Source organism: Sphingobacterium sp. BIGb0116 (assembly GCF_024808035.1).
Classification (GTDB): Bacteria; Bacteroidota; Bacteroidia; order Sphingobacteriales; family Sphingobacteriaceae; genus Sphingobacterium; species Sphingobacterium paramultivorum.
In genome coordinates, this window is the sequence record NZ_JANUDT010000004.1 from 172,521 (window position 1) to 192,667 (window position 20,147).

General features: G+C 37.9%; 19 protein-coding genes. 10 read left to right on the forward strand and 9 right to left on the reverse strand.

Annotation, left to right across the window (positions count from 1 at the left end; translation table 11 throughout):
• Window positions 1–97: 97 nt before the first annotated feature.
• Window positions 98–1,861 (forward strand): hypothetical protein, encoded by a 1,764-nt coding sequence (locus M2419_RS11820; RefSeq protein WP_182329859.1) that lies wholly within the window; start codon window positions 98–100, stop codon window positions 1,859–1,861.
• A gap of 123 nt (window positions 1,862–1,984) precedes the next feature.
• Here the strand turns inward: M2419_RS11820 and M2419_RS11825 are convergent, their stop codons facing one another.
• Window positions 1,985–2,920, reverse strand: coding sequence for a hypothetical protein (locus M2419_RS11825; protein WP_182329861.1), 936 nt, complete (start codon window positions 2,918–2,920; stop codon window positions 1,985–1,987).
• A 250-nt stretch (window positions 2,921–3,170) separates the two neighbouring features.
• On the opposite strand from M2419_RS11825, the gene M2419_RS11830 reads away from it, so the two are divergent.
• From M2419_RS11830 to M2419_RS11840, 3 genes are all read left to right on the forward strand, one after another.
• The gene (locus M2419_RS11830; protein WP_182329863.1) at window positions 3,171–3,767 is read left to right on the forward strand and encodes a porin family protein; all 597 of its coding nucleotides are present in this window, start codon (window positions 3,171–3,173) and stop codon (window positions 3,765–3,767) included.
• 72 nt (window positions 3,768–3,839) lie between these two features.
• Window positions 3,840–4,877: a sensor histidine kinase gene (locus M2419_RS11835; RefSeq protein WP_153847030.1), complete on the forward strand. Its 1,038-nt coding sequence runs from the start codon at window positions 3,840–3,842 to the stop codon at window positions 4,875–4,877.
• 9 nt (window positions 4,878–4,886) lie between these two features.
• Window positions 4,887–5,615, forward strand: a complete 729-nt coding sequence (locus tag M2419_RS11840) for a LytTR family DNA-binding domain-containing protein (RefSeq protein ID WP_202883689.1) — start codon at window positions 4,887–4,889, stop codon at window positions 5,613–5,615.
• Here the strand turns inward: M2419_RS11840 and M2419_RS11845 are convergent, their stop codons facing one another.
• From M2419_RS11845 to M2419_RS11865, 5 genes are all read right to left on the reverse strand, one after another.
• Window positions 5,616–6,524, reverse strand: a complete 909-nt coding sequence (locus M2419_RS11845; protein WP_153847031.1) for a DUF6268 family outer membrane beta-barrel protein — start codon at window positions 6,522–6,524, stop codon at window positions 5,616–5,618. It abuts the gene before it with no gap.
• A gap of 138 nt (window positions 6,525–6,662) precedes the next feature.
• Window positions 6,663–7,424 (reverse strand): SDR family oxidoreductase, encoded by a 762-nt coding sequence (locus M2419_RS11850; RefSeq protein ID WP_153847032.1) that lies wholly within the window; start codon window positions 7,422–7,424, stop codon window positions 6,663–6,665.
• A 36-nt stretch (window positions 7,425–7,460) separates the two neighbouring features.
• Window positions 7,461–8,309 (reverse strand): TraB/GumN family protein, encoded by an 849-nt coding sequence (locus tag M2419_RS11855; protein WP_153847033.1) that lies wholly within the window; start codon window positions 8,307–8,309, stop codon window positions 7,461–7,463.
• 80 nt (window positions 8,310–8,389) lie between these two features.
• Window positions 8,390–8,602, reverse strand: a complete 213-nt coding sequence (locus M2419_RS11860) for a hypothetical protein (RefSeq protein WP_153848488.1) — start codon at window positions 8,600–8,602, stop codon at window positions 8,390–8,392.
• Between the two features lie 585 nt (window positions 8,603–9,187).
• Window positions 9,188–9,631, reverse strand: coding sequence for an SRPBCC domain-containing protein (locus tag M2419_RS11865; protein WP_153848487.1), 444 nt, complete (start codon window positions 9,629–9,631; stop codon window positions 9,188–9,190).
• A gap of 224 nt (window positions 9,632–9,855) precedes the next feature.
• Here M2419_RS11865 and M2419_RS11870 point away from each other — a divergent pair, with 224 nt between their 5' ends.
• The 5 genes from M2419_RS11870 (at window position 9,856) to M2419_RS11890 (ending at window position 15,321) form a co-directional block, all read left to right on the forward strand.
• Window positions 9,856–12,495, forward strand: a complete 2,640-nt coding sequence (locus tag M2419_RS11870; RefSeq protein ID WP_182329868.1) for an alpha-L-rhamnosidase — start codon at window positions 9,856–9,858, stop codon at window positions 12,493–12,495.
• 240 nt (window positions 12,496–12,735) lie between these two features.
• Window positions 12,736–12,990, forward strand: a complete 255-nt coding sequence (locus M2419_RS11875; RefSeq protein ID WP_200845629.1) for a hypothetical protein — start codon at window positions 12,736–12,738, stop codon at window positions 12,988–12,990.
• Window positions 12,991–13,992, forward strand: a complete 1,002-nt coding sequence (locus tag M2419_RS11880) for an FN3 domain-containing metallophosphoesterase family protein (protein ID WP_259255151.1) — start codon at window positions 12,991–12,993, stop codon at window positions 13,990–13,992.
• A 119-nt stretch (window positions 13,993–14,111) separates the two neighbouring features.
• A complete protein-coding gene (locus M2419_RS11885; RefSeq protein WP_182329870.1) occupies window positions 14,112–14,591 on the forward strand; it encodes a GNAT family N-acetyltransferase in 480 nt (159 codons plus the stop codon).
• Window positions 14,592–14,784: 193 nt separating this feature from the next.
• Window positions 14,785–15,321 (forward strand): GNAT family N-acetyltransferase, encoded by a 537-nt coding sequence (locus M2419_RS11890; RefSeq protein WP_182329872.1) that lies wholly within the window; start codon window positions 14,785–14,787, stop codon window positions 15,319–15,321.
• Between the two features lie 24 nt (window positions 15,322–15,345).
• On the opposite strand, the gene M2419_RS11895 is transcribed toward M2419_RS11890, so the two are convergent.
• From M2419_RS11895 to M2419_RS11905, 3 genes are all read right to left on the reverse strand, one after another.
• On the reverse strand, window positions 15,346–16,203 hold the full coding sequence (locus tag M2419_RS11895) for an alpha/beta hydrolase (RefSeq protein ID WP_259255152.1): 858 nt from the start codon (window positions 16,201–16,203) through the stop codon (window positions 15,346–15,348).
• Window positions 16,204–16,375: 172 nt separating this feature from the next.
• Complete coding sequence (locus tag M2419_RS11900; protein WP_075991379.1) at window positions 16,376–16,597, reverse strand: methyltransferase type 11; 222 nt, start codon at window positions 16,595–16,597, stop codon at window positions 16,376–16,378.
• A gap of 157 nt (window positions 16,598–16,754) precedes the next feature.
• Window positions 16,755–16,883 carry a hypothetical protein gene (locus tag M2419_RS11905; protein ID WP_256602545.1) on the reverse strand — a complete coding sequence of 43 codons (129 nt, stop codon included), beginning with the start codon at window positions 16,881–16,883 and terminating at the stop codon, window positions 16,755–16,757.
• 766 nt (window positions 16,884–17,649) lie between these two features.
• Between M2419_RS11905 and M2419_RS11910 the strand changes: the two genes are divergently transcribed.
• Window positions 17,650–20,109 (forward strand): glutaminyl-peptide cyclotransferase, encoded by a 2,460-nt coding sequence (locus M2419_RS11910; protein WP_259255153.1) that lies wholly within the window; start codon window positions 17,650–17,652, stop codon window positions 20,107–20,109.
• Window positions 20,110–20,147 lie beyond the last annotated feature (38 nt).

Consider the following 20,147-nt stretch of genomic DNA (forward strand, 5'->3'; position numbering starts at 1 on the left):
ATGTAGTAGTAAAACAACTACAGCTTTATGAAAATTAACCGCAACAAAACTTAACTATAAGATTTTTCGTTTACTTTTGTGATAGATATATAATATTATGAAACAGAAATTTTACCTGCCTCTTTTAGCATTCACCTTGACCGCAATTATTAGCTGTAACAAAAACAGTGATAACATTGATGATCCTAAAAATCAGTCTGTTGTTATTGACAATAATGCAAGTCAACTGAATGCACGTTTAGATCATCAAAATGCTGGTTTATTGCCGTTATCTAATCTTTTAGCATCCGGTAAGCGAGCAGCCAATGGTTCGACAGTCACTGCCACTCAAAACCCAGACTTCTCATTAGCTTTGGTCGCACAAGTCGCTCCTCCGGATTATGAAGGCAATAAGCTTCGGGCAACCCATGTTGCTGTTTCGGGCAACTACGCTTATGTAAGTTACAATACCGAAGGCGATCGATATCTTGGTGGTGTCGATGTCATCGACATTTCAGATATTAATAACCCACGTCTTATCGTAAATGCTAAATTGCCGAATATCGACATAAGCTCATTGGCAGTTGATGGCAATAGCCTACTCTTAGCTGGAGCAGCAGATGAAGGTGTATTGGCAAAAATGACCTCCCCTGCAGTTCTTATTGTTTTACCGCTTCAGAATGGCTTACCTACCGATGCTTATCGTTATACAGGTCTACCAAGCTATGTGGCAACAGATGTTACTTTTAACAACGAAAGCCAGTATGCTGTTTCAGGTAATGCGGGTGCTATTTCCAAAATCAATAAATCTTCGGGTGCTATCGAAAAATCGGTAACTATTGCGGATCTCCTATCTGTAAGAACATACCAAAATCAAATGTATGTGCTTTCAGGAACACAGGGGATAAAAGTTGTATCCAATAATCTTGATCCGGTTAAAACAATCAATGTGGGTCAAAATCCAAGTTCAGCAAAGCGTACTATCGATTTTTACAGCAATTATCTTTTAGCTTCTGAAGGCGCTCAGGGCTTGGGTATTTATAATATAAATACAGGAGCTTTGGATAAACGCATTAGTATTCCAGTAAGTCCTGATGACAGCAACATGGATCCAGAAGATATTGTGACCAATGCTGTATCCACAAACGACAAACGTGTATTTGTTGCCAACGGTGGTGCTGGTATCGCAGCCTATCAATTTGATACACAAAACAACTTTAACTATATCGGTAGTGCAAGTTTCAATGCGATTGACAACAGTTCAAGTAATTTTGTGATCAGTAGAGATAACTATGTTTTTGTAGCAACGGGAAAAGGTGGCTTAAAAATTCTTAAACTCATCGATCTGAAACCAACAACTCCAAGCTGTAATGGTACTTATCCAGCTTTCACAGGCAGTACACAAGGAGACCTGAATGTTAATAATGAAGCGAGCTACTCAGATACAAAAACATTTGCCTCAAATGTCAATATCAACCGGAATTTTAACTGGTGTGGCACACTTAATATCAATGGAAATTCTGTTAACATCAACAGCGGTGTATTCAATATGTATGGTTCAATCGCTTTGAAGCAAAACATTAACATCAATTCAACAATGAATTTGGTGGGCTCAGGTGTTATTGGTGGAACTTTTACCGTAAACGGAAGCGGTATCTTGAGTGTAACAGGTTCACTTTCTCAGGGAACTGTCGGATCAAAATCCACTTCATTTATCAATGGTAAGATGGTTATTGACGGTGAAGTTGTCGTATACGGTAACTTGACTATTAATGGTAGCGGAAAGGTAGAATTTGCCAACAGTAAGTCCAAATTAATTGTTTATGGAAGTCTTACAAATTGGGGAAGCGTTACTAACGGAACAATTACACAAGTCAAATAAGACATTGTATAGCCATTAAGCAGAACACAAAAAAGCCACATCATCTGATGTGGCTTTTATATTTACCGAGAATTACAAAAAGGTCATTATATTGTTGTTATGCTTAAAACCTCATAAATAATCTTATTGCAAAATAGTCCGTGGGGTCAGCGGAACCTTTTGCTTCCAGGTACCCTTCACTTGGAATTCGTGTCCGGATGTTTTATTCTTGATCGTGAAGATATAATTGCAAGTTCTTTCGAGGTATTTGAATTCACCTCTCGCGGTTATCTGGGCATTGGGCTTGAGCAGCAGTTCTTGTTTATCTCCAGATTTAATATAATTTTCAAAAGTTTTGCCTTTGCTGTAAGGAACTTTACCTTGCCAGCGAACTCCACCATTTACCATTAATTCATCCATGAAGATCGTAGAGTCTGTTTTATTGAGCCAGTCAAAAGCGCCGTAGCTGTCACTTATGAATTCGGAACTATACTTTACGTCCTTAAAAATGGCAGTGATATCGACTTTTCGCTCCCGATTTGAGCTATTTACCAGATTCATCGCAGTACACCCTTCGGTACTGACATAGATTTTCCGGCTTTCCTTCACTTCTTCGATTTCTTTTTTGACCAACTCATATCCATCAGCTCTAGTTTGAATAAAATTCACTTCATCCATTTTATCCGCTGATAATATGCCAATAGCAAAATTCCTAGGCTGATCACTAAAATTTTCCAATAAGGTCAATTTAAGCTCGTTATTAATTGTTTTTTCCAACTGTAGCCACCCGCCGTCAACCCCAATCGAGCCCGTACGCTCCAACTTGAGCTTTTTTCCAGTGGAATCTTTCAATATTTCTCCTGTAAGGGCATCTTTGACATAGGACACATACCATAAATCCGCTTTGATTGGAATTACATTTTCCTTGATTCCGGTTTGTAAGTTGACAGCTTTAAAACCGGGATCTATTAGACCTCCTTGTGAATTAAGTCCCTCTTTAGAACAGGATGTTAGTATAAGCAGACAAAAGGGCCATACCAGATAAGAAAAGGAAAACGTTAGCTTCAATGGATTTTTCATAAAATCGATTATTTGTACAACACAATTTACCAAACAAAATCTATCTTGTAAGTTAAAAAAAACAATAGACCTTTTCCCATCAATCCTGAAAAAAATACGCTTAAGCCAGAAATCTTGACAAACAAATAGAAATCTTGACAGACTAATCATCCCTATATTAACCTTCGTCACTACAAAAATGCCGTTCGTCAAACTCTTTTTGCCAAGGAATTGATCCTTTGTTCTTTTGAACAAATCAAAACAATATAAAATGAATAACAAAGCAATTTTATCATGCATCGTATTATTTGCCATGATGTTTAGCAAAAAACTGTTTGCTCAGGAGCAACCTTTCATTCAATTGGGTATTAAAGGGGGAAGTAGTCTCAACAAACTCAATACCGAATTAGCAGACTTAGATGACAAATATGCCATAGGGTTACACGTAGGGGGTATGGCAAGAGTTAATCTTGGAAGAGCCTATATCCAGGGTGAAGCTCTTTTCAATAAGCGTAAAGCAGCACTTAAACCGCAAGGGCAAACCGAAAGCAAACTCAAATGGAATGCGATTGATATCCCCGTCGTTGCAGGCTACAAAATCTACCAAAATCAGGACATCAATTTCCGGGTATTAGCTGGTGCAATTTACAGCTATACGCTAAACGACAACTTGCCGCCTCTAAAAGCAATACAACAGGGAATGAAACATTTTGATAAATCAAACTTACAAGTTACCGGCGGTCTGGGAGTCGATATTCAGCGATTTACACTCGATGTTCGTTATGAACGCGGTTTTTCTGACCTTAATAAATCTTTTAAATCCAAACCACAGGCATTTTCCATTGGATTGGGTTACTTTATCTTCTAAAACAATGAATAAGTTTTACCTTTGGAGCTACCTCGGGATCAGGCTCCAAAGGTATTTTTTTTAAATCGTCATATGTTCAAAAAAAACTATTTAAATAAACATCTTTTTCTCATTTCTTTTTGGTTCGTTCTTGGGTTTGCTGTATGGATTCAAATAAAAGGCGAGTTCGATTCGCTCCAGGCGTTACTGCACACCTCGCTAATCATGGCTTCTTCGATTATTGTATCGCAGTGGCTGAGTGACCGGGTTCTACCACGAGCGATCAAGGCTCAACAAATGAAACCTTTTGTACTAAAAGCAGTGCTTTTTGTAGTTATTTTAGCTATTTTAATTGGAAGTATAGATTTCTATTTCATTCTCACCAAAGAAGGAATAGCTAACCATGAAAGGACAGAGCTAATACTCACTCATTTCTATCAAGCAATTCCATCTTCCCTACTGATCAATGGTACGGCCTGCGGAATTAGATTTTATCAGGAACATGCAGATATTCAACGTATCCATAGTCAATTGCAGCAGAATTTTCTTGAAAGTCAGGTAAAATTTTTACAGGATCAGGTCAATCCTCATTTTATGTTTAATGTCTTGAACCATATTCATATCCTCATGAAAAAGAATGTGGAAATGGCCGATTATTTGCTTCTGAAATTTTCGGACATTCTGAGGTATCAGCTCTATGAGTGCAACCAACCGCTCGTACTTTTAACACGCGAACTGCAATATTTACAGGATTTTATAGCCATAGAAAAAATGCGGTGGGGTAACGAACTGGATGTAAGCTGTTCATGGAATCAATCTTCAAAGGATTTATATATTGCACCATTGATGCTCATCTGTTTTGTCGAAAACGCATTTAAACACGTAAACCGCCTTCCAAATCAAAAAGGAAGCATAGAGCTATCCTGTGTTGAGGAAGAAGGAAAACTTCAATTCAACATCAGTAATAGTTATCAGGACTATCCGCAATTAGCTTCGACAGGACACTCGGGCATAGGGCTGGAAAATGTAAAAAAAAGACTGGAACTGCAATATGAAAACAACTATTCGTTAACAATACATAAACTTGACAACAGTTTTACTATACAACTGACCATCGATCTTAACAGCTAACTATTGACAATGGAAGAAATTAAAATGAAATGTATCATCGTAGACGATGAACCTATGCTGCGGCAACATATTGCCGAAATGACCGAGCAGATCGATTTTTTGGATTTAGTGGAAACATTTCCTTCAGCACTAGCTGCAACTTCGAGGTTACAGCAGGGCGATATAGATCTTATTTTTTTAGATATTAATATGCCCTATCTCAATGGTATAGACTTTTTAGACTCCCTTGAAAACCCGCCTTTATGTATCTTCATCACGGCTTATTCAGAATATGCGTTGGAAGGATTCAGACTTCAAGCTGTTGATTACCTGCTCAAACCTATAATTTTCCAGCGTTTCTATCAGGCCAGCACCAAAGCTTATCAGCTTTTTGTACAGCGGAACAAACCCTTACAGGAAAGTAGTCCGAATGACAATATGTTATTTGTAAGACAGGGGGATGCTTTTGTTAAAATCTCCTGGACAGATATTCTGTACGCGGAAAGTATGCAAAATTATACAAAACTTCACTTTAAAGAACGTACAATTACAATCCATCAAACCATGTTAGCTTTGGAAGAGGCATTACCCGGCAACCATTTTTTTCGTATTCACAAATCCTACCTAGTCAATGTAAACCACATTGATATTATTACTGGGGGGAGAGTATATATACAGGAAAAAGAATTACCGATATCGCGTACAAAAAGAGAGGAGCTTCTCCAAAATGTTGTTTTTAAGAAGCTCCTCAGCAGATGATTAAGGCATATTCCATTTAAGTGCTATGGAAGTATAGAAGGTTGGAGAAAACCGGGGATCCGCCTGACTTTTGTTCTTGAATAAACTTTTCAGCGACCTATCATTCTCTACATACAATCTGGCAAGTGTGCTTCCGCCGGTCAGCTGAAGTTTAAGGCTCTTGCCCAAATTGAACTGAGGCTGAAGCCCAGCTGTCAATAACATAAAACCAGCCAAAGTAGATTTCCCATTCTTTTCTCGCTCTGCAGTCATACCATCTAGATTAACGACAGCACGAAGATCAACCAATTCATTGAGGTGATAGGATGCGGAAAGACCCTGTGGGAAATTCACATTGAACTTCACTTTTCCATTTGTTTTCCAGTCAAAATACAAGCCAGGTAAGATCATTGGCACGCCAAAACTATTGCTCAACACAGGGCCAAAACCAAAAGCTAAATTCGGTCTAAATTTTTTGATAAAAAGCACTCCCCCCTGCCCCAGTACATCCTTACCATTTACTTTAACGAGGTCTGAATAAATCCCAACGGAGGCGAAAGTCAATAGAGACCAATTTTTCCTTAATGAGGTCAGGTATTGAAGTCCCATTTCTGCATTGAGCATTTCAGTCGGGAATAAGGGCTCTTCGTACCCTCTATTTTCCATCTTTGCATAAGCTGCCCCTATCTTCCAGGACCAGCGTTTTATATTGCCAGAAGAATCTATTTTGGTAGATAATGGAACTTCCAGGTTAAACTGTATCCGCCTAAAATCGCTCTTTGAACCTGTCTTAACACTATCTTCAGGGCGAATATAATTTGATAGTGGGACATAATCCACAGCAACCTGTCCCGATACTGCATTTTGAGCATGTGCAGCCAGCGTAGTAAAACCGCTGAGTATAACTGCACATAATACTTGTTTCCTCATGTTTTTTCAACAAAGGAAGCTTTTGGACGGCTCAAGCACCAATCTTTTTGATATAGTGCATGTATACGTTGACCAAATGCAAATTTATCGCGATGTCAAAAAATTTATAACGGCAAGAAGTGCGGATCAAAAGCAATGTTATAGATTAAAATCACACATTGCCGGCATATTAATTTCCTTTACACAGCTTGCCGCTGAAGTAGAGATAATAAATCGTAATGCCTGGATTACATCTTGCAGGGGAATAAGATTACCTTGTGTTTGTACAATAACGTTTTCTATTGTTTCATTATGATCAAATTCTGTCGCTAAATAGCCCAAATTTAATATGGAAACACCTATTTTATCTTTTCTAAGGTTTTCTCGTAAGGAATGGACAACACCACGTAATGCAAACTTTGTCGCAGAGAATGCAACTTCTTTTCCACTATGGTTATCTAAACCCCAAGTAGAACCAATCAATATAATCTTAGCGTTGGACGATTGTCTTAAATTATCTATTACCGACTGTACATTTAAAATGCAAGACGTAATATTCGTATTGATTAAGTTTATTATTTCGGAGGCGCTGCTATCTGCAAAATTATACGCTTCCGTAAATGCATCTTTTTCCCATATCCCAACATTATAGATAAAATAATCAATCCGCTGATTTCCTATTATTGCCTTTATCGTCTCCGAAGATTCTTTCGGTTGGGATAGATCGGTAGCAATCCATCGGATGTCTGAATTGGCACTTAAATAATTTGGTTCATTCCTGGAAATACCAAATATTAGATCATTCTCATTTGGCAAATTCAACGCTATAGCTCTACCTAATCCCCTACTTATACCAAAAATCAAATATGTCTTGCCACCTGTTTTCAATATCTCTACTGTTTTGTTGTGCTCGGATGCCATTTTTTTCTTAGTTTTAAATATCCACTAAGATAAGATTTATTTTACGGCCTCTACTTTGAATCCTTTTTCTCGGAGTAAGGTAATCAGCCCCTGATCACCGGCCAAATGCCCTGCGCCAACGGCAATAAAACAGGATTCTTCATTGATCATAGGGGGTATCAGGTTACTCCAATTCAAATTTCTCCCAATTAACAATTTTTCTTTTTGTTCTTTCGTCATCCAGGCTGGATCTTGGAGCAATTTTGTCAACTCTTCCAAATTCTCTGATTTATAAGCTTGAACCATCTTAACGGTCAATGCAGGGTATTCCTCCAACTGAAAAACAGATTCCATGAACAATTTAGGTGTAATGAGATCCTTCAGCAAATTAAATTGAAAATCAGGTGTCTCCAACTCTCCTATTACCTTTCCTTGGCTGGTCGCAAGTGCTGACAGCTCAACCTCATAAGACTTCATCTTTGTAGGATCCGGGCAATTAAATCCTTTCATCGAGAACAAGGATATAACAGCAACAGGTGATACATAATCCAACAATTTGATTGAAAGCTGCTGTGCGATCAACACGCTGTCCATCTTTTTGATGTCGTCTTCAGAAAATGACTTTATAAAATTCGGATCCGAAACAGTAAATGCCTGTAGAGATTTTGCATTTTCTGGTTTGGAAAGATCAACTTCAAAAACTACCTTTTTACTAGCATTGAGCGCATCTAAATTCTTCTGTTTGATGACAAAGTCGTCTGGACACAACATATGGATCGTACCGAACAAATAAGAATCTTGTTTTAGACCATTACCGGAAATTTTCCATAACATCGAACTGCCTTGGGCAAAGCTATTAATGGTCATACAAATCAGCAGCGCCAATAGAAGTAATGTCTTTTTCATAAGATCGTATAAATTGATTTTTTATATAAAAAAATATAATTTTTGGCTTTTCACCAAAATATTATCTACTGTTTATGGTATTAAATGCTAGTCCCCCAAAATTCTCGCTGCTGTTTTTCGCTTTTAATATCTTCGATATTTTTTTCAATCAACCAGGCTCTAAAATGCTCCGGATCTTGTGGTGTAAAATGGATTACTTCACCACATTTTAAAAGTAGGGAAAAGATTCCGCTAGCGGCAGCGAATTTTACGATTTCGTTAGAATGGTATCCAAGTTGGGAAAAATACTCCATTGTTCTTATTCAATTCTAGAAATAAATGCTTTCCACATCAATGCGGATCCATAGGTCCATTGATCTTTCAGAAAGCATATTAATTTTTATTTCCTCACAGTTTTATAATTCATTCAAATATCGTAAATTATTTCAATTATTTCATCAAACAGATTATTAATTTAATTGTTATTTTCATAAATTAATCAAACAATTAACAAAGCTTCTACAAGAAATTATAGCTATCATAGTTCCATTGTATTCAGATCCAATCAATTTTTCCACAGTGGAGAGGTTTATTTCGACCGTGTCATTCTACATGACATCAGGAGTAAATCTGAAGATGAGCTGGGATCCAATGGATATGTGATAGACAGCTTAGAATCAAGCCTATGTTACTTTTTTTGGGAAAGAAAAATTATAGGGGCACTCTGTTTTAGGGATTATTAATCTTCGAGGAGAGACAGATACTGGAGCCCCCCAAGGGCTGGCTCTCAGTTATATATTTTATTATGGTAAAAAATCCATTCCGGAAGCTTGGTTGCCACATCCAGCCCACTATGAAGATAGTAATACCTTAACAGAAGCTATATTTGCTAGCAAGGATCAATTCGAAAAAGGCTGTCCTTTACCTGTTTTAATATATGCTTCTAAACTTTTCACAAATTGTCGCCATCCATCTGTACAAATATCATAGCATTCGATTTCAGGGGATAAGCCAATATGTTCAAGTTGCAACACAATCCCGTTTTCTTTTTCAGTGATGTCCCAAACGATCGTTGTGCCAATCCATTCTTTTTGATTTTTCAATCCAGGAAGGGTTATCAATGAATCTTCGACATGCCAAACAACTTTTGCATTTTCATATAAGTCTTCCACTTGCATTACTTTGTAAATAAGATCGCCAAAGCGAATTGTAAATCTATCGCCCTTCTTATTGGAAGAGCCCTCAAACATGGTTGTCCACCAAAATGGTATTTCATCGGTTAGCGCTTTAAAAAGCCGATCCTTTGTTACACCCAACTGGATAGTTTGACTATAATTTTCCATTGTCAATTTTTATTTTTTGAATATTAAACACGGCCTGGATTTTCCGTTATTATTAACGAATTTATAGATAGATTTCCCAATCGACCTTAGCATAAGACAAGTTTTTCTTTAGTGTCAGGATAGTACATGACGCTTATATAAAATTTATTGCGGATAATAGCTATATTACTATTATACTCCAAGCAACACGTTACTAATCAAATATAAAACCATCTATGAAGACTATGCTTCAAAAATTAGGAATATTAGGATTTCTGATCGTACTAAATCTCTCCACTTTCGCTCAAAAACTAGAGGTAATTGACCTAAAGGTAGAACATCTGAGCAATCCATTGGCCGTTGAAACCGAGATTCCGAGATTGAGCTGGAAAATAAACTCTACGGAGAAAAACACGCAACAAGCCGAATATGAAATCCGAGTGGGAACAGACAAAGTTTTCTTAAATAAAGATAAAGATCTAGTTTGGAAACATCGTGCTTCCACAGATCAATCTGTGTTAATTGACTACGCGGGATCTCCCCTTCAGTCAAAGAAAAAATATTTTTGGCAAGTTCGGGTAAAAGACAATCATGGCAATACATCTGCCTGGTCCACAATTGGATTCTTTCAAATGGGAATCTCAGCCTCAGATTGGTCTGCACAATGGATCACTGCCTCAGGAAAGGACACTTCGTCCCGAAGTCCACTTTTCAGAAAAGAATTCAGCCTGAAAAAAAAGATAAAATCAGCGATGGCCTATATTACGGCAAAAGGCCTATACGAAGCCAAGCTTAATGGCGCCCGTATAAGTGACACATATTTTGCTCCGGGATGGACCAGCTACAAGAACCAGTTGCAATACCAAGTTTACGATGTTACAGCATTGCTTAGGATCGGTTCGAATGTGCTGGGCGCAAGTCTCGGCAATGGCTGGTATAAAGGCCGTATTGGATTTGGAAACCAGCATAATTTCTATGGCGATACACGGGGACTGCTTTTACAACTTGAGGTCGAATATACCGACGGCACAAAGGAAACAATAAATACGGATGAGAACTGGAAGTATACTTATGGGCCTATTATGGCGTCGGATATCTATGATGGAGAGATTTACGATGCTAGAATGGAGATTACTGGATGGGATAATACTGATTTTAAAGAAGATAGCAACTGGAAGAATGTAAATGTGATGAACAAAGGAACGGAAAAGCTTATCGCGATGAGCGGTCCTCCTGTTAGGAAACATGAGCAGTTTAAAGCCCTCAGCATTTTTAAAACCCCAAAAGGGGAAACTGTGGTAGATTTTGGGCAAAATTTGGTGGGATGGGTGATTTTGAAGGCACAGGGTCCTACTGGAACAAAGATTACACTAAGTCATGCTGAAGTACTTACTAAAGAAGGTAATTTTTATACAACAAATCTACGATCTGCCAAGGCTCAGGACAGCTATATTTTAAAAGGTGGGGCCGAACAAGTCTTTGAACCGCATTTTACTTTTCAGGGTTTTAGGTATGTAAAAGTTGAGGGCTATCCCGGAGAATTAAAATCCGATGATCTAACGGCCGTGGCTCTCTATTCTGATATGGCGACAACGGGTAAATTTACGACTTCCAATCCCCTAATCAACCAATTGCAGCACAATATTCAATGGGGACAAAAAGGAAATTTCCTAGACGTACCTACCGACTGTCCACAACGCGATGAACGCTTAGGTTGGACAGGCGATGCACAAGCTTTCGCGAATACCGCGGCTTACAACATGGATGTAGCAGGATTCTTTACGAAATGGTTAAAGGATGTCAAAGCTGACCAACAACCCAGCGGACTCATTCCTCATGTCGTACCAAATGTACTCGGGATCAATGATGGTGCGTCAGCTGGTTGGGCCGATGTAGCCACAATTATTCCTTGGGATATGTACCGCGCTTATGGAGATCGCAGAATATTAGAAACACAATACGAGAGTATGCAAAAATGGGTGGGTTATATTACTTCTGTTGCGAAAAATAATCTCTGGAATTCAGGTTTTCATTTTGGGGATTGGCTTTTTTACCGTCCGAATGATGATAATGATGGAAGAGCCGCTGTAACCGATAAATATCTAATCGCACAGACTTTTTATGCTCACTCGACGCAACTACTGATTAATGCAGCGGAGGTCTTAGGCAAAAAAGAAGACGTTGCCAAATACACGGCATTACTTTCTAACATCAAAGCAGCCTTTGCAAAGGAGTATATGACTCCAACAGGTCGCCTCGTATCCGGTACACAGACTGCTTACGTACTGGCACTGCAATTTGATATGTTGCCTGAAGGATTACGAGCCGCATGTGCTGATCGCCTTGTTGCCAACATCCGGGATTATGGCAACCACCTCACGACAGGTTTCTTGGGCACCCCTTATATATGCCATGTCTTAACTCGATTTGGACATAATGACGTTGCATACGATCTATTGATGCAAGAGAGTTATCCCTCGTGGCTCTACCCCGTGAAAATGGGCGCTACCACCATCTGGGAAAGATGGGATGGTATTAAACCTGATGGATCTTTTCAAACTCCAGACATGAATTCCTATAACCATTACGCCTATGGCGCCATTGGTGACTGGATGTATCGAACAATAGCTGGAATTAACTCGGCAGCAGATGCTCCGGGTTATAAATCTATCGTTATTGCCCCAAAACCGGGAGGTAAATTAACACAGGCATCTGCAGAACTTGAAACGGTGTACGGTACGGTAAAATCGGCCTGGGTCTTAGAGAATAATCTATTGAAACTAGATGTCACCGTCCCGGCAAATACACGGGCAAAAATTGTACTCGTTGATTCCAGCCATGATATAGGTTCGGGTACTTATCATTTTGAAAGTAGTGTCAAATAAACATAAAAGCCACGTCTCACGACGTGGCCTTAAACTAAACATATGAAACAATTGTATTTTCTGTATCAACAGCTGGAAGATTTTTTAACTCTTTACCTGAAATTTTTGATATCTCTACAATAGCTTTTGTGCAGAAGGTACTTTCATAAGTGATTGCCACACCCTCGTCAATAATACCGAGTGTTTCGACCAAGGTGAAGACTATTTTGCCACCTTTTAGTCTAGCAAGACTGTTACATTATGATTGATGGCTTTTTTACACATTTTTATATCTTTAAATTGAAAAAAATCATTTACGGAGGAACATCAATTATAGACCCAAGCACTAAAATGACGAAACTAAAATGCATCATCCTATTGTTGTTCTTCAATCGTTTTATGGCAGTTGGTCAGGATGCGATTAGAATAAATCACTTACCTTTCATTCAAGGTTTGACAGAGCAATCTGTTTCTATAATTTGGACAACAGACAAACCAGCTACCGGTTGGGTTTAGTTGGCCCTAGATGACTCCAGCCACTTTTACTTTAAGGAAAGACCAAAATATTATGCGGCTGCCTATGGCTTCAAAAAAGTAGGCACCTTACATCAAGTTACATTGACCAATTTAAAACCTGGAACACGCTATAGATATCGTGTGTATAGTCAGGAAGTTCTCAAACATGTTGGAGTCAATGTGCAATATGGAAAAGTAGTGGCCACTGATGTCTATCAAAAGGCACCCCTAGTTTTCCAAACCTTTGGCATGGCCAAATCTACCCATTTTATGGTAGTTAATGATATTCACGAACGCAATGAGGTTCTCGATAAGCTATTGGATATCGGCGGTCTAAAGACTAGTGACTTTGTGGTATTCAACGGTGATATGGTTAGTAACCTATTAAGTGAAACACAACTATATGAAGGATTTATGGATACCGCCATTAAAAAGTTCGCCAGCGAAAAACCAATGTTTTATTCAAGAGGCAATCATGAAACACGTGGACCTTTTGCCACTGAATATCCCCAATATTTCCCAACACCAACAGGTAAACTATATTACCAATTTAGGCATGGAAATGCTGGTTTTATCATTTTAGATTGTGGTGAAGATAAACCCGATACCGACATTGAATATAGTGGCATTGTAGATATGGATAACTATAGAAGCGAACAAGCGGCCTGGTTAGCTCAAGCTATTGAAGATCCGTCATTTAAAGATGCCAAATATAAGATCGTAATCTGTCATATGCCCCCTTTTGGTGGTTGGCATGGGGAACAAGAGATTTTAGAGAAATTTGTTCCTATCCTCAACAAAGCAGGAACACAGATCATGCTATCAGGACATTTACATAGACACATAATCAAAAATGCGACAAATACGATACAATTTCCGGTCATTGTAAATTCCAACAATAATGTGCTTCGCGTAGATTTAGACGATGAAAAAGGAATCTTCAAAATTCTCGATCAGCAGGGGAAAACGGTGGACCAAGTGATCATTAACCCGTTAAAATAAAACAACAAATTTGCTCATGAATGAGGACTATACGGCCATAACCGTATGTTGTAAAACTACCATATAGATAGTTTAACTCTATTCTTTATAATTCAGCAAATTATGGTAAATTAATCTAAATGAATACAATATCGACTGAATATCTGATGACCTCAGAACTTGACAGGAACGAAAAAATTGCTATCATGGGATTATGGAATGAAGAATATCCCGCAGTTATGGCATATTCCAGCCTATCGACCTTTGAGAACTATCTGGAAAGCTTAGGCCAACCACAACACATCCTTGTCAAACAAAATCAACAAATTGTCGGTTGGTGTTCAAAATTTGATCGCGATACAAAACGCTGGTTTCTTATTATACTTTCAAGTCTTTTACACAAAAAAAGAATAGGTTCCAATCTACTTGACAGATTGAAATCTGAAGAAACGGAGCTTAACGGCTGGGTGATAGACCATCACATGGAGAAAAAAAATAATAATTGCCCGTATAATTCACCGCTAGGTTTCTATATGAAAAATGGTTTTGAAGTCGAACCGAATCAACGTCTTGAGACTTCCAACCTATCAGCAGTAAAAATAAAATGGTCAAGAAGATAGCGCAGGAAATTTACCTGCACTTTCATATGCAAATGCTAATAGCAAATCGTACTGCCGTCAATTTCTAACAAAAAAGCTTCGAAAGAGCCAAGAAAAACGCCCCATGTGCATCTATCAGGGGAACGAGCATTAGCTGAAGAGCCTTTGAACCTGAATAAATTTTGAAAATAATGAATGCAATATACCTTAAACCATGGTCAACTTAAAACCACTCTCTGTTGAAGATGTCTCACCATTTTATGAATGGCTCAATGACGATTTATCTATTAAATATTCCCTCTCTCTTTTTCAGTCACTCCGATCAAAGGATCATATAGACAATTGGTTTTTATCCGTTGTCAACGATTCTAAAAATTTTAATCGTGGAATTTTCCTAAACGATTCGAATAAACTGATTGGGTATGCGGGCATTTGTAATATTTCCAAGCTAAACAGATCCGGAGAGTATTTTATCTTTATAGGGGATCGCCAAGAATGGGGAAAAGGGATAGGCTCTTTAGTTACCAAATTAATCCTAGATATAGGGTTTGGAAATCTAGGGCTCAATAGAATTATGCTTACGGTATCTGAACCGAATTATGCAGCGATAAAAGCATATGAAAACGCAGGATTTCAATTGGAAGGAAGAATGCGTAAAGCCTGTTTTAGGGATAATCAATTTCACGACAAGCTATTGATGTCAATTCTGGAAGATGAATGGCACGATAGAATAAACCTAGGTATAAAATAAAATTAATCGCTACATATCTCCACACTATTTTGAATAAAATGTTTTTGGATACAACTTCTTAAAAGCGTTGTAGACCGCTTGATGTATTACAGTGGAATGCAATTCATCAGGCATGTAATCAAATACAAAATGAATTTTTTTATTGTTATTAAGTATATCAGATAACGCTATGGCCTCATCATACATTCTCACATCTTCTTCTTTATTGGGCACACCAAGATAAACTTTTATATCTTTTTTCAAATTACTTTGTAGAAACTTCTCCGCTTTTTTCAATAATGACTCCTCGCCCCACCACAAACTTGGGCTTATAATAATATAGTCATCAAATAGTTCGGGTTGTTTTAATAGTATCTCTACGGAAAGAAGCCCAGCGAGTGATTCTCCTATTAAAGTCTGTTTTCCATTCGATTTATAATTGCCACTTATGTAAGGAATCAATTCATTTTTCATGAAGGTTCTATATTTATCGGAACCACCATACGAGGGAAAGCTAGCTTTTTGAAAACCTTCCTTTTCTATAAAATCTGTATTTTCAACAGGGAAGGTAAAATCTCTCCTACGTGTATTTCCACCTATTCCAACAACAATACTTCGAGGGAACCTATCGATCCAGGGTTGTGTACTGAAACGGACAATACCCGCAATATGAAAAAAATCTTCATCAACACCACCATCAAGAACATATACAATTGGATAGCGAACAGAATCATTGGGGTTATAATTGTCGGGAAGATAAATGTTGATCATTCTGTCTTCACCCAAAACTTTTGAATGCAAAATCTCTGACCTCCCCATCAATAAAGGAGTACCATTTTGTGCCAAACAATCTGTGTTAAAAATAAAGAAAATTAAAAGAATGAGCATTCTATTACCAATCATATCCGATATATTGCGCTTACCAACAATGTTTTTTTAAATAATCCTATATTGAAATCCTTGACTATTCGACATAATATCCCTAAGACCTGCCAACAGTTTTGTTCAACAAATTACCAGCACAATTTACAATGAAAATTAATATAATTGTTAGTTTTTTATTTTTTGAATATAATTAAATGATTCTTTCACAACGATAACCCCACTCAAACATCTTTCTAACAATGCTGTTGGTCTCAATTTCCAATTGTGAAGATTCAATTCTTAGAATACGTTCTTCATCGTCAAGATCGAAGTTAATTTTATAAGAGGAAAACAGGCTGACAAGAGTTGCAACAATTCGCTGTGCATCCTTCATTCGATAAACATTGGTTTTAAATATTTCGACTCGTTTCATTAGATCTGATTAAGTTCAATTCAAGAAATACGGTGTTAATCCTATTCTATTTACTCATTCTAAACTACAATACAGCGCGTGCAACAGCTACAAAATTTAGATAAATACAGTAAAAAACTCGGTAAGTATGGTAAATTAAACGGTAAACACCAGGTTGCTATTTGATAACTGAATTATAACCGTTCATAAATCCCTGAATAAGTTCAGGTAGATTCAATAATAGAAATACGCAAATGACAATAGCAATAATGGCATAAAAAAACCACGACGAACTTTTCTTTTTCATAACAAGCTATTTAAGAATAATCAATTTAAAAATATAGGCTTCACAAAGATGGGAATTGCGCTAGAGCGCTGCAAAAACAGAACAGACACTATAACATACCCTCTTGATTTTCAATATAACCCAATATACGAAATTAATCTATATAACAATAAAGTAATTTAAAAAATTATATTTTTCAAAAAATAAAAACAGTCACTTCAAATAAGAAAGTTAATGTTACAAAATAGAATCTTTGTAATCCATATTATATAGTTGAACCTTATCTTGTCGCATATTGTGTAGGATACTGGGCTTAATAGCGCGATTGATTGAAGATTTATATTCTACTATAGTGTCCCCAATATTGGCCTGAGGATCTTTAGTTTTCACGTTGGTAGAGATGGTTATCAATCCTACTATAGTTAAAATTACCAATGAATTAAAGAAGTGTATCATAAATAAAGATTGAATAGTTTATCAATCCAATTTCAAAAAATAAACTTTAAAAAACCATAAGTTTTCGGTGAAAGAACAATTCCCATCGGTAAACAACAGACTTTTACCTATAAACCGATCAGCTTTTGCTATAAACAATTACACAAGAGAATTCCATACTAAATTTTCTGTCATATATTATTTTTTTTTGCAAACAGATTTTCAGAGGCTCTTGACCATACTAAAAAACAACGCGTTATAACCTACGCTAAGTTCGCGGTCCAATATTAAGTTTTCTTTAATTTTGATGCTTCCTATTTAGTCTGACTACTCAATTTCGTAAATATGTCCCATGAAAAGAATAGGAACATTCATTTTGACAACGTGCATGTTTGCAACCTCGCAGCTCACGTTCAGTCAAAACAATATACAAAATAGGATTAGTTCAATTTTGGAAAGCAATAAGGTTGGACTACCAAATGGCTGGACACTAATCCCTGTTGGGAAACAAATAGAACTCGGAGATTTACCGCTGAACTTAGTTATCAGTCATCATAAAAAGCTGGCAGCTGTCAGCAACAATGGACAAAGTACACAAACAATAGATCTTATCGATCTAGCTTCACAACGAAAAATCGATAGTATTGCTATACCAAAATCTTGGTATGGATTGGCCTTTTCGAGCGATGATAATACACTGTATGCTTCTGGAGGACATGATAACATGATCAGGATCTATAAGATCAACGGTGAAAAAATTGCATTCAAAGATTCTATTGTTCTTGGCAAGCCATGGCCCAATAAAATAGGGATAGCTGGATTGGCTGTAGATGATAAAAACAAACAGCAATTATACACCGTCACCAGAGAAGATAAAAAACTATATGTCGTAGACTTAAAAACCAAAGCAACGAAAGCAATTTATGATTTGGGAGCTGAGGGTTATACCTGTCAGCTTACACCTGATGCAAAACAACTCTATATCAGTGTCTGGGGTGGAGAAAAGATTTTAGTATGGGATGTTACACAAAATAAGATAACCAAAGAGATTCCTGTAGGTAGCCACCCAAATGAAATTACGTTTAGTAAAAATGGTAAATGGCTTTTTGTCGCCAACGCAAACGACAACTCGGTATCCATAATCGATACCAAAACAGGCGCAGTGGTAGAAACATTGAATGCGGCATTGTATCCTAATGCTCCAAGTGGATCGACCAGCAATGGTGTTGCTTTGTCCACAGATGATAAAACCCTTTACATAGCCAATGCAGACAACAATTGTTTAGCAGTATTCGACGTAAGTAAGCCTGGCCGATCTATTTCGAAAGGATTTATTCCAGTGGGCTGGTATCCAACGAATGTAAAAGTAGTCGGTAAAACAATTCTGGTTACAAATGGCAAAGGCTTATCATCCAAAGCTAATCCACAAGGCCCTAATCCGACAGACCAAAAGGAAAAAGTCGATCGTCATGCGGGCGACCTCAACAAACCAAAAGAGATACAATATATTGCTGGTCTTTTTAGGGGAACGTTAAGCTTTATACCCGATCCTAAACCAGAAGAACTCGCCCTATATTCTCGTGCGGTATACCGGAATACGCCCTATTCGAAAGAAAAGGAGCTGCAAACAGAGGGTGAAGTCGGCAACCCTATCCCAATGAAAGTTGGAGACCCCTCTCCGATCAAATACGTATTTTATGTCATCAAAGAAAATCGTACCTACGATCAAGTTCTAGGTGATGTTAAACAAGGAAATGGAGACACTTCACTTTGTTTATTCGGCGAAAAAATCACACCTAATCAACACAAAATTGTCAATGAATTTGCACTTCTAGACAATTTCTATGTCGATGCGGAAGTTAGTGCGGATGGGCACAATTGGAGTATGGGTGCTTATGCCACCGACTATCTCGAGAAAACCTGGCCATCAAGCTATGGCGGTCGCGGCGGTACTTATGGAGGAGAAGGGGAACGAGAAATAGCCAACAATAAAGGCGGATTTATTTGGGATAATGCCAAGCGACATCAGGTATCTTATCGCACCTATGGTGAATTCGCAGACAAAGGAAAACCTAACGTAAAATCTTTGGAAGGGCATGTTGCCACTGGATATACAAGTTATGACTTGAGTGTTGCCGACACCACACGTATAAGACAATGGAAAGCTGATTTTGATCAACTCATCCAAAAAGGAGAAATGCCCCAATTGACAACCATTCGAATCAGCAATGACCATACGGAAGGGATGCGTGCCGGCAAAAAGTCCCCTTATGCACATGTAGCGGACAATGACCTCGCTGTTGGGATGTTTGTCGATCATATCAGCAAGAGTCCAATATGGAAAGAATCTGCGATCTTTATACTGGAAGATGATGCCCAGAATGGTCCTGACCATGTGGATGCACACCGTAGTCCGGCCTATTTGATTAGTCCCTATGTAAAAAGAAGATCTGTAGATCACACCATGTATTCAACCTCAGGGATGATTAGAACAATAGAGCTGATTTTAGGAATGAAACCCATGACGCAATACGACGCCGCTGCAACACCCATGTGGCGATCGTTTAGCACTAGCCCCGACTATACTCCATTTGACCATATCGACGCAAATGTAGATCTCAACGAGCGCAATCCAAGTAAAGGGAAACTAGCTATATGGAGTGACAAATATGATTGGTCGAAAGAAGACGCTGTGCCTGATTTGGTATTCAATGAAATTCTATGGCAGGGACTTAAAGGTGAATCCGCTCCAGCTCCAAAAAGAGCCGCCTTCCTAAAGGTAAGCGAAAAAAAAGAGGATGATGACGATTAATGTATATTTATAAAACCACAATGGTCAGCAATAGTATC

Coding starts and splice junctions, on each gene's coding strand:
- M2419_RS11820 (WP_182329859.1), top strand. CDS start 98: ATGAAACAGAAATTTTACCTGCCTCTTTTAGCATTCACCTTGACCGCA.
- M2419_RS11825 (WP_182329861.1), bottom strand. CDS start 2,920: ATGAAAAATCCATTGAAGCTAACGTTTTCCTTTTCTTATCTGGTATGG.
- M2419_RS11830 (WP_182329863.1), top strand. CDS start 3,171: ATGAATAACAAAGCAATTTTATCATGCATCGTATTATTTGCCATGATG.
- M2419_RS11835 (WP_153847030.1), top strand. CDS start 3,840: ATGTTCAAAAAAAACTATTTAAATAAACATCTTTTTCTCATTTCTTTT.
- M2419_RS11840 (WP_202883689.1), top strand. CDS start 4,887: ATGGAAGAAATTAAAATGAAATGTATCATCGTAGACGATGAACCTATG.
- M2419_RS11845 (WP_153847031.1), bottom strand. CDS start 6,524: ATGAGGAAACAAGTATTATGTGCAGTTATACTCAGCGGTTTTACTACG.
- M2419_RS11850 (WP_153847032.1), bottom strand. CDS start 7,424: ATGGCATCCGAGCACAACAAAACAGTAGAGATATTGAAAACAGGTGGC.
- M2419_RS11855 (WP_153847033.1), bottom strand. CDS start 8,309: ATGAAAAAGACATTACTTCTATTGGCGCTGCTGATTTGTATGACCATT.
- M2419_RS11860 (WP_153848488.1), bottom strand. CDS start 8,602: ATGGAGTATTTTTCCCAACTTGGATACCATTCTAACGAAATCGTAAAA.
- M2419_RS11865 (WP_153848487.1), bottom strand. CDS start 9,631: ATGGAAAATTATAGTCAAACTATCCAGTTGGGTGTAACAAAGGATCGG.
- M2419_RS11870 (WP_182329868.1), top strand. CDS start 9,856: ATGCTTCAAAAATTAGGAATATTAGGATTTCTGATCGTACTAAATCTC.
- M2419_RS11875 (WP_200845629.1), top strand. CDS start 12,736: ATGATTGATGGCTTTTTTACACATTTTTATATCTTTAAATTGAAAAAA.
- M2419_RS11885 (WP_182329870.1), top strand. CDS start 14,112: ATGAATACAATATCGACTGAATATCTGATGACCTCAGAACTTGACAGG.
- M2419_RS11890 (WP_182329872.1), top strand. CDS start 14,785: ATGGTCAACTTAAAACCACTCTCTGTTGAAGATGTCTCACCATTTTAT.
- M2419_RS11895 (WP_259255152.1), bottom strand. CDS start 16,203: ATGATTGGTAATAGAATGCTCATTCTTTTAATTTTCTTTATTTTTAAC.
- M2419_RS11900 (WP_075991379.1), bottom strand. CDS start 16,597: ATGAAACGAGTCGAAATATTTAAAACCAATGTTTATCGAATGAAGGAT.
- M2419_RS11905 (WP_256602545.1), bottom strand. CDS start 16,883: ATGAAAAAGAAAAGTTCGTCGTGGTTTTTTTATGCCATTATTGCTATT.
- M2419_RS11910 (WP_259255153.1), top strand. CDS start 17,650: ATGAAAAGAATAGGAACATTCATTTTGACAACGTGCATGTTTGCAACC.